The sequence below is a fragment of the Nocardioides sp. CPCC 206348 genome (genome assembly GCF_048654705.1).
Classification (GTDB): domain Bacteria; phylum Actinomycetota; class Actinomycetes; order Propionibacteriales; family Nocardioidaceae; genus Nocardioides.
In genome coordinates, this window is record NZ_JBMCZA010000183.1 from 47988 (window position 1) to 58065 (window position 10078).

Genomic DNA, 10078 nt, shown 5'->3' on the forward strand with positions numbered 1-10078 from the left:
GTAGCGCTGCCGGGTGCGCCAGCCGAGCCCGTCGGTGTCCCCGGGCACGGCCTCGACGGTCAGCTCGACGTCGAGACCAGCCAGGCGACGCAGCTGCTCGCGCACGACGTCGCCCTTGAGGCGGCGCTGCGCGTCGAGCGCGACGTGCTGGAAGTCGCAACCGCCGCAGAGTCCGGGGCCGGCGTACCGGCAGGGAGGCTCGACCCGGTCGGGTGACGGGGTGCGCACCTCGATCGCGTCACCACGCCAGAACCGGTCGCCCTCGGTGCCCTCGGTGATCTCGACGACCACCTGCTCGCCCGGCAGGGCGTGCCGGACGAAGACGACCCTGGTCTGGTCCTCGCCGTCGACCTGGACGCGCGCGACACAGTGCCCGCCGTGCGCGACAGGGCCGACCTCGACCTCGAAGCGCTGTCCGACGGCCGAGGCGCCGCGGGCCTTGCGGGCCCGCGGACGTCGTGCCGGCGGCCGGCTCACTTGCGGGTCTGTCGGTCCGAGCGGTCCCTGACGCGACCACGACGCAGGTCGCCGGGACGGACCCGCTGCTCCTCGCGCTGTTCGCGCTCGAGCGCGATCTCGGAGGACCGCAGCTGGTAGGGCACCGAGATGACCATGACGCCGGGGCTGAACAGCAGGCGGCCCTTGAGCCGCAGGGCGGTCTGGTTGTGCAGGAACTGCTCCCACCAGCGGCCGACGACGTACTCGGGGATGTAGACCGCGACCACGCCGCGCGGGTTCGCGCGGCGGATCGCCGCGGCGTACTCGACGATCGGCTTGACCACTTCGCGGTACGGCGAGTGGAGCACCTTGAGCGGGATGCCGGTGTTCCGCTCGTCCCACTCCTCCAGCAACCGCGCGGTGTCCTTCTGGTCGACCGAGACGTAGACGCCCTCGAGTGCATTCGGCCGGGTCGCCTTCGCGAAGGCCAGGGCACGCAGGGTCGGCTTGTGCAGCTTGGAGACGAGGACGATCGCGTGCACCCGGGTGGGCAGGATGCTGTCCTCCTCGTCGGCCGCGAGCTCGTTGGCGACCTTGTCGTAGTGGCCCTTGATGCCCTTCATCACGGCGAAGAAGAACGCCATGGCCAGGATCGTGATCCACGCGCCCTGGAGGAACTTCGTCAGCAGGACGACCACCAGCACGACGGCCGTGAAGGACAGGCCGATGGAGTTGATGACCCGCGACCGGACCATGCGTCGCCGCTCGGCCGGATCGGTCTCGGTCGTGAGCAACCGCGTCCAGTGCCGGATCATCCCTAGCTGGCTGAGGTTGAACGAGACGAACACACCGACGATGTAGAGCTGGATGAGCTTCGTGGTCTCGGCGTCGAAGGCAACGATCAGGACGATCGACGCCAGCGCCAGGAACACGATGCCGTTGCTGTAGGCGAGGCGGTCGCCGCGGGCACCGAAGGCACGCGGGGCGAAGCCGTCCTTGGCCAGGATCGAGCCCAGCACCGGGAAGCCGTTGAACGCCGTGTTGGCCGCGAGCACGAGGATGACCCCGGTGACCGTCACCACGAAGTAGAAGCCCGGGCTGAAGTCGTGGAAGACCGCTCGCGCGATCTGGGCGATGACGGTGTGCTGGTCGTAGTTGTCCGGGAGCGGCTCGCCATTGCGGGTGAGCCGGGCCAGGTGTTCGGGGTGCGGGTCGACGTACCGCAGCCCCATCTGCTTGGCCAGGACGATGACGCTGATCATCATCGTGATCGCGATCATCCCGAGCAGCAGCAGCGTGGTGGCTGCGTTCTGCGACTTGGGCCGCTTGAAGGCGGGTACGCCGTTGGAGATCGCCTCGACGCCGGTGAGCGCCGCGCAGCCGGACGAGAAGGCGCGGGCGAGCAGGATCATCAGGCCGACGGTGGTGAGCGGTTCCTCCCACCCCTTGACCGGAATGATGTCGAGGTCGGCGCTCTCGGCCATCGGAAGCGTGCCGAAGGCCATCTCGCCGAAGCCGTAGGCGCACATGCCGAGGATGGCGAACATGAACAGGTACGTCGGAACGGCGAAGAACGCGCCCGACTCCCGGATGCCGCGCAGGTTCATCGCCATCAGCGCCACGACCATGACCGTGGCCACCGTGGCCTCGTGCTCCTGGAAGCTGGGGATCGCGGCGGCGGCGTACTGCGCTCCCGAGGAGATCGACACCGCCACGGTCAGGACGTAGTCGACCAGCAGCGAGCTACCGACGACCATGCCCGCCGTGCGACCGAGGTTGACCGTGGCCACCTCGTAGTCGCCTCCACCGGAGGGGTAGGCGTGCACGGTCTGGCGGTACGACGCGATGACCGCAGCCATCACGAGCGCCACGGCGACGGCGATCTTCCACGACCAGACGTACTGCGTCGCACCGGCGATCGCCAGCATGATGAAGACCTCGTCCGGGGCGTAGGCCACCGAGGAGAGCGCGTCGCTCGCGAAGACGGGAAGGGCGATGCGCTTGGGAAGAAGGGTCTCCCCCAGCTGTGCGCTGCGGAGCTTGCGACCCAGCAGAATGCGCTTCGAGACGTCTCCGACACCCACGAGCGACAACCGTAGGGCATGGCCGGTGCTATAGCGTGCTCACCGTGCACGTCGTGATCATGGGATGTGGCCGCGTCGGCTCGACATTGGCCCGCAGCCTCGAGGACAGAAACCACACGGTGTCGATCATCGACACCGAGCCCGACGCGTTCCGACGCCTCGGGCCCGGCTTCAATGGCGACAAGATCCCCGGCATCGGGTTCGACCAGGAAGTGCTGGAGAAGGCCGGCATCCGCCGCGCCGATGCGTTCGCCGCGGTGTCCAGCGGTGACAACTCCAACATCATCGCGGCGCGCGTCGCCCGCGAGACCTTCGGGATCCAGCAGGTCGTCGCCCGGATCTACGACCCCGGTCGCGCCGAGGTCTACCAGCGGCTCGGCATCACGACGGTCGCGACGGTCAAGTGGACGGCCGACCAGGTGCTGCGCCGGATCCTCCCGGCCGGCGCCGAACCGGACTTCCGTGACCCCTCGGGCACCGTCCGCGTCGACCACATCCCGGTCACCGAGGTCTGGGTCGGCGCGCGCGTCGGCCAGCTCCAGGAGCAGGGCCGCTGCCGTGTCGCGTGGATCGACCGGCTCGGCGAGGGCATGCTCCCGGACCGCGAGAGCGTCATCCAGGAGGGCGACATGCTCCACCTGGTGACCCGCGAAGAGAACGCACAACACGCTTACGACGTGCTCAGCCGCGGCCCCGAGCACGAAGGCTAGGGAGAACAGACACATGAGGGTCGCCATCGCAGGTGCAGGTGCCGTCGGTCGTTCGATCGCGCGCGAGCTGATCGAGAACGGTCACGAGGTGCTGCTCATCGACAAGTCGCCCAGCTCCATCCGGCCCGAACGCGTGCCGGATGCGGAGTGGCTGCTCGCCGACTCGTGCGAGCTGTCCTCGCTGGAGGAGGCGCGCCTCGACAAGTGCGACGTCGTCATCGCCGCGACCGGTGACGACAAGGCCAACCTGGTCACCTCGCTCCTCGCGAAGGCCGAGTTCGGGGTGCCCCGCACGGTCGGTCGGGTGAACCACCCGAACAACGAGTGGCTCTTCACCGAGGCCTGGGGCGTCGACGTCAACGTGTCGACCCCGCGCATCATCACCGCGCTCGTCGAGGAGGCCGTCACCGTCGGTGACCTGGTCCGGCTCTTCACCTTCCGCCAGGGCAACGCCAACCTGGTCGAGATGACGCTGCCCGCCGACTCGCCGTACGTCGGCAAGGCCGCAGGCCTGATCCCGTTGCCCGACAACTGCGCCCTGGTCACCATCCTGCGCGACGGACAGGTCTACGTGCCGGCTCCCGAGCAGCCGGTCGAGGCGGGCGACGAGCTGCTGTTCGTGGTCCCGGCCGAGGCCGAGGACGAGCTCGAGCGGATGCTCGCGCCGTCGGCCCACCCGGCGAAGTAGGGTTTCGAGGCTCGCTGCGCTCGCACCTCATCCACCGGCGGCTACTCGACGACCTTGGCGTCCGCGGCAGGCTCCGAGGCCTGCTCCAGCGGCGTCGCGTTGCGCGCCAGCAGCCAGATCATCGCCGACCAGGACCCGATCCGGAGCACCCAGCCCAGACCGGTGCGCAGCACCAGGATCGCCACCACGGCGTGGTCCGCGTCGATCGCACCGTTGTGGCCGAGCAGCCACACCGGGCCCTGCAGCAGGACGCCGAACGCGCCCGGCAGCAGCATCACCCAGGTGAGCCGGCTGCACAGCTTCACGATCTGCTTGTCCTTGTGCCACGCGGTCGCATCACCGGTGACGCTGCCGAGCATGAAGCCCAGCATCGGCCAGCCCGCCAGGCAGCTCGCGCCGAGCACGACGGTGTAGCCCAGGCTGATCAGGATGCCGGGCAGGAAGAACGCCAACGCCTGGTCTGACTCCGAGCCGCCGGAGTTCTCCGCCCAGCGGACGAAGACCCAGCCGATGCCGATGCCGAAGATGGCGTTGAGGACGTACTGGGGGCTGCTGCGCTGCACGATCCGGGCCAGCAGCGCTGCGCCGGCGACCGCGAGGCTCGCGAACAGCGCCCACTGGAGCTCCTTGGTCGTGAGCCACAGGACCGTGAAGACCACGCCGGGCACGGCGGCCTCGACCAGTCCGCGACGGCCACCCAGCGCGGCGGCCAGCTGGCGGCGCACCAGCGCTTCGACGGTGTCCACCCCGAGGTGGTCGGGTACGGCGCTCACAGCAGCTCGTAGCGCGGGTTGTAGAGGATCCGCGCGCCGTCCTGGGTGCTGACCCGGCCGGCGACCTCGATGCCGCGGCCCGGGCCGATCCCAGCGATCCGCCGGCGACCCAGCCAGATCACGGTCACCGTCCCGGTGCCGTCGTACAGCTCGGCCTCGAGGGCGGGCACGCCACCGCGCGGACGGAGCGTGACGGTCCGCAACGTGCCACGCAGCAGGACCTTCTCGCGGTCCGGGGCATCGCCGATGCACACCACGCCGTCGCCGGTGTAGGTCTTGCGCAGGTCGCGGGCGTCCGCCTCTTCGGGGTTCGCCCACTTGCTGATCGTCCGGCGCAACCGGCTCTTGTTGGTGCCCACGGGAGTCGTCCTCAGCTCGCGGGGACAGCCTTCGGCTGCGCACCCTCGGGCAGCGTCAGCGGGAGTTGCTCACCGACGGGCATGGCGTGCGCACCACGGCGTACGACAACCTGGGCGATCGCGGACTCCCAGTCCGCGGCGTCATCGGGCGTGCGCGCGGGGTCGCCCAGCAGCGTCGCCCGCAGCAGCCACCGCGGGCCGTTGACGCCGATCACGCGGGAGGTCTGGGTGCCGGCAGCGCCGTCGGCGCGGGTCATCTTGACCTCGCACACGAGCTCGGTGCCGAAGCGGCCCTCGCGCTCGGTGGCCGTGCCACCGCGCCGGGCGGTGTCGGCAGCGATCTGGGGACGGATCTCGCTCCAGAGGTCACCGTTGCGGGGCGCGGCGAAGGCACGCAGCTCGAGCGCACCGGCGTCGGTGGCGAGCAGCACGGCCCGCACCGTGCCGGACTTCTCGTCGACCTGCACCCGCACCTCGCGGTCGGCCAGTGGGGCCACGAGCAGCGAGCCCAGGTCCAGCCGGTCCACCCCGTCCTCGGGCAGCTCGTCGACGTCGTAGGGGCCTGCAGCCTCGTTCTCGTCCGTCGCCTCCACGGATGAGTCGTCAGCGGTCGCCTCGTCGGCGATCGCGTCGGCATCCTTGCGCCGCAACCTCACTGTGTCCTCCTCTTCGGGTCCACCGGAATGGACCGTGCGTTCGACCGGCGGGTCTCACGCACTGAACCCTCCAGTAGAACCGTAGCCTCCGCTCCCACGAACACTGTCGGGAAGGGCGTCAACTGCCTGGAATCGCGCTCGCTCGAACCGCTGGATGACCAGCTGGGCGATCCGGTCCCCGCGCTTGAGGACGATCGTGTCGGCCGGGTCGTGGTTGATCAGCAGCACCTTGATCTCGCCGCGGTACCCGGCGTCGACGGTCCCCGGGGTGTTCACGATCGACAGCCCGTGGCGCGCGGCCAGCCCGGATCGGGGGTGGACGAGGGCCACGAAGCCGTCGGGCAGCGCGATGGCGATCCCGGTCGGCACCAGCGCCCTCTCCCCCGGCGCCAGGGTCACGTCGACGGCCGACAACAGGTCGGCACCGGCGTCGCCCGGGTGGGCGTAGTCGAGCAGGGGCAGGTCGGGGTCCAGCTGCTGGACCGCGATCACGAGGTCGGTGTCGTCGTGGGGCACGGGGAGACCCTAACGATCGGCGGCGCGCACGCGGGTGGGATCATCCTCGGCGTGAGCGAGACTGCCCGGACGGCGTACCACGAGCGGCTGCGCGTGCCGCTGCGCTGGTGGGCGCAGGGCACGATGCTGGTCGCCACCTTGTGGCTGACCGTGGTCGTGGCCGTTCCCGGCCCCGCTCCCTGGATCATCACCGGCGTCGCGCTGGGCCTGCTCGCCGTCTGCCTGTTCTGGTACGGCGACGCGCGGCTCGTCGTGGGCGACGGCTCGTTCCGCGCCGGCCGGGCCCGGATCGAGGCCACGTACATCGGCGCCGCCGAGCCGCTGGATGCCGACGAGACCCGCCGGGTGTCCGGTCGGGACGCGGATGCCCGGGCCTACCTGCTCCTCCGTCCGTACCTCAAGCGCTCGGTCAAGGTGGAGATCACCGACCCGGCCGACCCGGCGCCGTACTGGCTGGTGAGCTCGCGCCACCCGCAGGCCCTTGCCGGTGCCCTCAACTCACTGGCCCGCCAGGGCCAGTAGGCTCGGCTGCATGTCAAAGGACAGCTCGAAGATCTGGTCGACGTTCTCGCTCGTCTCCGCACTCGGTGCGGCGGCCGTGGCGAAGAAGGGCCTCGACACCGGCTGGAAGGCCGCGACCGGCAAGAACCCGCCGGTCAACCCCGCCGACCCCGACGTCAACGTCTGGGAGGCCGTGGCCTGGGCCGCTGCGAGCGGGACGTTCGTCGCCCTGGCGAAGATGCTCGCCCAGCGCCGCGCCGCCGGCTACTACGTCAAGTCGACCGGCCACCTGCCCAAGCCGCTCCAGAAAGATGCCGACGTCAAGGACGCCGGCGTCAAGGCCTGAACAGGCCTCTGCGGACGGGGCGCAACGGCCCCGTCCGGTCAGGCGTCACGCGCAGTCGCGGCAGATCATTTTCTTCGGGTCAGCCAGCTGGCTGCGGTGGTGCACGAGGAAGCAGTTCATGCAGGTGAACTCGTCATCCTGCTTCGGCTTGACCTCGACAGCGAGCTCTTCGTGCGACAGGTCAGCACCGGGAAGCTCGAACGATTCGGCGGCCTCGGTCTCGTCCTCGTCGACCTTGCCGGAGTTCTTGTCGTGGCGGCGAGCCTTGAGCTCCTCGATGCTCTCTTCGGACTGTTCGTCCTCGTTCTTGCGTGGTGCGTCGTAGTCAGTCGCCATGACGGATCCCCTCTCCCCTCAACAGGCCGGCTTCCGCACTGGTCGTGCGGAGCAGCGCGGCAGATTGTGCACCATCGGGATCGGTTTGCGATACCCGGGTGGATGCGAGTCGCCAGAACAGCCAATTGCTGCTGACTATTCCCGTAGGAACCCCGCCGATCGTACGGCCGCCAGCAACTCGTCGAACCCGTGACGAGGGCCACACACCATGGCCTCTGTTCCGGCCGCTCCGACGGTCACCAGGGTCTCTGCTCCGGCGAGCCGGGCGATCAGGCCACCGGCGGCGTGGTCCCAGGCGTGGACGCCCTCCTCGACGTACCCGTCGAGGGCTCCCTCGGCCACCCGGCACAGGTCCAGCGCACAGGAACCGGTGCGTCGGATGTCACGTACCTCGGGCAGCAGGCGGGCCGCTGCAGCGGCCTGGACCTCGCGCACCGGGCGGGTGTAGTTGAAGCCGGTGGCGATCAGCCGGTGCGCCAGCAACGCCGGAGGTAGTACGACGACCGGTACCCCGTTGCGCGCCGCGACTCCCCCGACGTGGCCGGTGTAGACCACTTCCTTGGCGACGTCGATGACGACGCCCGCGACGACCTCCCCATCGACCTCGGCGGCGATCGAGACGGCGTACTCGGGGATGCCGTAGAGGAAGTTCACGGTGCCGTCGATCGGGTCGACGATCCACCGCACGCCGGAGGTGCCCGCGACGTCGTCGCCCTCCTCGCCGAGGAAGGCGTCATCGGGGCGGGCGTGGTGGATGAGCCGGCGGATCAGCTCCTCGGTGGCCCGGTCGGCGGCGGTGACCACGTCGATGTCGCTCGTCTTGGTCGCGGCGACCTCGACCTTGCGGCTCGCGTGGTCCCGCACCAGGGCGGCGGCCTGGTGGCCGACCGTCAGGGCGAGGGCGAGGAGCTCCTCGGGGGAGGTCACGGCCGCCTGGCCGGCGCCGGAGCGGCGAGGCAGCAGTCCACGGGGCAGTGGTCAGCCACCGGTCCCCGCGTGCCGACGACGGCGCGGGCGACGTCGTCGCCGCGTTCGGCGGCGGCTCGTTCGAGGACCAGGTCACGCAACGCCCCCACGAACGCGGGGTGGGTGCCGGCCGACGGGGAGCGCCGGGCAGTGATGCCGAGCTTCTCCGCAGTGGCCAGGGCCTCGGTGTCGAGGTCGTAGACGACTTCCATGTGGTCGGAGACGAAGCCCACGGGGATGAGCACGACGGCAGGCGGGGTGTCGGCTCCGCCGGCCAGCTCCTCCAGCCGGTCGTTGACGTCGGGCTCCAGCCACGGCGTGTGCGGGGAGCCCGAGCGCGAGCAGTAGACCAGCTCGTGGGCGTGCTCGACCCCGGTGCTCTCGGCCACCATCTGCGCCACGACCGCAGCGACGTCGAGGTGCTGGGCCGTGTAGGCGCCCTGTCCTCCCGGACCACTGTTGTCGTTCATGGTGAGCGGGATCGAGTGGGTCACGAAGAGCAGCAGGGCGTCGTCGCGGGCGTCCTCGGGCAGGTCGGCCAGGGATGCCAGGACACCGTCGACCGTCGCCTGCACGAAGCCCGGGTGGTTGTAGTAGGCCCGCACCTTGTCCAGCCGCGGCGCCGTGAGACCGTCCGGCACTGCGTCGATCGCGTCCGCGATGTTGTCGCGGTACTGCCGGCAGCTGGACCACGACGAGTAGGCGGAGGTGACCAGGCAGAGCGCTCGCTGCACCCCGTCGGTCGCCATCTGCGCGACCGTGTCGCCGAGGTAGGGCGCCCAGTTGCGGTTGCCCCAGTAGACCGGCAGGTCGATCCCCTGCTCGGCGAGGTCGGCCTCGATCGCCGCGATCAGCGCCTTGTTCTGGTCGTTGATCGGCGACTTCCCGCCGAAGCCGAAGTAGTGCTGGCCGACCACTTCGAGCCGCTCGCGCGGGATGCCCCGCCCCCGGGTGACGTTCTCGAGGAACGGTACGACGTCCTCGGGCCGCTCCGGCCCTCCGAACGACACCAGCAGCAGTGCGTCGTACGGATCGGTCGTGCGCTGGACATCGGTCTCCGGATTCGGCACGCCCCCATCGTAGGGAGCAGGATGAAGGGGCGATGCTCGAGTCCTACCGTCAGATCTTCACGCCCTCCACGGCGCTGTTCAGCCTCACCGGCCTGATCGCCCGACTGCCGATCTCCATGGTCGGTCTCGGCATCGTCCTGCTCGCCGAGCACGAGACCGGGTCCTACGGCTTCGCCGGCTCGGTCTCCGCCGTGGCGCTGATCGCCAACGCCCTGTTCGCGATCCCGCAGGGCCGCCTGCTCGACCGGGTCGGACAGAGCCGGGTCCTGCCCGCGGTCATCACCGTGTGGGGCGTGGGCCTGGTCCTGGCGATGGGCTCGCTGCGCTGGGACTGGCCGGTCTGGACCACCTACGCCTGCGCCGCCATCGCCGGCGCCGCCCTCCCGTCGGTCGGCACCTGCGTCCGGGCCCGCTGGTCCCACACCCTCGCGGACCAGCCCGCCCGGCTGCACACCGCGTTCTCCTTCGAGGCGGTGGCCGACGAGACGGTGTTCCTCGTGGGTCCGATCGCCGTCACGATGCTGGCGACCGGGGTGCACCCCCTCGCCGGCCTCGGCGCCGCACTGGTCACCGGTGTGCTCGGGACGTACGCGTTCTCCGCGCAGCGGGGCACCGAGCCGCCCGCGCACCCGCCG

General features: G+C 70.4%; 14 protein-coding genes. 5 read left to right on the plus strand and 9 right to left on the minus strand.

Annotated elements, in window-relative coordinates; translation table 11 throughout:
- Together ACOADB_RS15000 and ACOADB_RS15005 are read right to left on the minus strand one after the other, a co-directional pair.
- Positions 1–477, minus strand: a 477-nt coding sequence (locus ACOADB_RS15000; protein ID WP_378600113.1) for a TRAM domain-containing protein, incomplete at its 3' end; no start/stop codon positions are given.
- A complete protein-coding gene (locus tag ACOADB_RS15005) occupies positions 474–2522 on the minus strand; it encodes an APC family permease (protein WP_378600115.1) in 2049 nt (682 codons plus the stop codon). The genes ACOADB_RS15005 and ACOADB_RS15000, both read right to left, overlap by 4 nt.
- 44 nt (positions 2523–2566) lie before the next feature.
- Between ACOADB_RS15005 and ACOADB_RS15010 the strand changes: the two genes are divergently transcribed.
- Positions 2567–3232: a potassium channel family protein gene (locus ACOADB_RS15010; protein ID WP_056710475.1), complete on the plus strand. Its 666-nt coding sequence runs from the start codon at positions 2567–2569 to the stop codon at positions 3230–3232.
- Between the two features lie 13 nt (positions 3233–3245).
- Positions 3246–3920 carry a potassium channel family protein gene (locus ACOADB_RS15015; RefSeq protein ID WP_378600118.1) on the plus strand — a complete coding sequence of 225 codons (675 nt, stop codon included), beginning with the start codon at positions 3246–3248 and terminating at the stop codon, positions 3918–3920.
- A gap of 41 nt (positions 3921–3961) precedes the next feature.
- Here the strand turns inward: ACOADB_RS15015 and ACOADB_RS15020 are convergent, their stop codons facing one another.
- From ACOADB_RS15020 to dut, 4 genes are read right to left on the minus strand one after another with little or no spacing between them, the layout of a single operon-like run.
- Positions 3962–4693 (minus strand): DUF3159 domain-containing protein, encoded by a 732-nt coding sequence (locus ACOADB_RS15020; protein ID WP_378600121.1) that lies wholly within the window; start codon positions 4691–4693, stop codon positions 3962–3964.
- Positions 4690–5052 (minus strand): OB-fold nucleic acid binding domain-containing protein, encoded by a 363-nt coding sequence (locus ACOADB_RS15025; protein WP_378600123.1) that lies wholly within the window; start codon positions 5050–5052, stop codon positions 4690–4692. The genes ACOADB_RS15020 and ACOADB_RS15025 overlap by 4 nt, the downstream gene beginning before the upstream one ends.
- An 11-nt stretch (positions 5053–5063) precedes the next feature.
- Positions 5064–5708 (minus strand): DUF3710 domain-containing protein, encoded by a 645-nt coding sequence (locus ACOADB_RS15030; protein ID WP_378600126.1) that lies wholly within the window; start codon positions 5706–5708, stop codon positions 5064–5066.
- 54 nt (positions 5709–5762) lie between these two features.
- Complete coding sequence (dut, locus tag ACOADB_RS15035; protein WP_378600128.1) at positions 5763–6224, minus strand: dUTP diphosphatase; 462 nt, start codon at positions 6222–6224, stop codon at positions 5763–5765.
- Positions 6225–6275: 51 nt separating this feature from the next.
- Between dut and ACOADB_RS15040 the strand changes: the two genes are divergently transcribed.
- Positions 6276–6746 (plus strand): DUF3093 domain-containing protein, encoded by a 471-nt coding sequence (locus tag ACOADB_RS15040; protein WP_378600131.1) that lies wholly within the window; start codon positions 6276–6278, stop codon positions 6744–6746.
- Positions 6747–6756: 10 nt separating this feature from the next.
- Positions 6757–7071 carry a DUF4235 domain-containing protein gene (locus ACOADB_RS15045; protein WP_378600134.1) on the plus strand — a complete coding sequence of 105 codons (315 nt, stop codon included), beginning with the start codon at positions 6757–6759 and terminating at the stop codon, positions 7069–7071.
- Between the two features lie 45 nt (positions 7072–7116).
- On the opposite strand, the gene ACOADB_RS15050 is transcribed toward ACOADB_RS15045, so the two are convergent.
- From ACOADB_RS15050 to ACOADB_RS15060, 3 genes are all read right to left on the minus strand, one after another.
- On the minus strand, positions 7117–7407 hold the full coding sequence (locus tag ACOADB_RS15050) for a DUF4193 domain-containing protein (RefSeq protein ID WP_378600136.1): 291 nt from the start codon (positions 7405–7407) through the stop codon (positions 7117–7119).
- 135 nt (positions 7408–7542) lie between these two features.
- On the minus strand, positions 7543–8334 hold the full coding sequence (locus ACOADB_RS15055; protein ID WP_378600139.1) for an inositol monophosphatase family protein: 792 nt from the start codon (positions 8332–8334) through the stop codon (positions 7543–7545).
- Positions 8331–9443, minus strand: a complete 1113-nt coding sequence (locus tag ACOADB_RS15060; RefSeq protein WP_378600142.1) for a ferrochelatase — start codon at positions 9441–9443, stop codon at positions 8331–8333. Before ACOADB_RS15060 ends, ACOADB_RS15055 begins: the two co-directional genes overlap by 4 nt.
- A 32-nt stretch (positions 9444–9475) precedes the next feature.
- On the opposite strand from ACOADB_RS15060, the gene ACOADB_RS15065 reads away from it, so the two are divergent.
- Positions 9476–10078, plus strand: a 603-nt coding sequence (locus ACOADB_RS15065; RefSeq protein ID WP_378600144.1) for an MFS transporter, incomplete at its 3' end; no start/stop codon positions are given.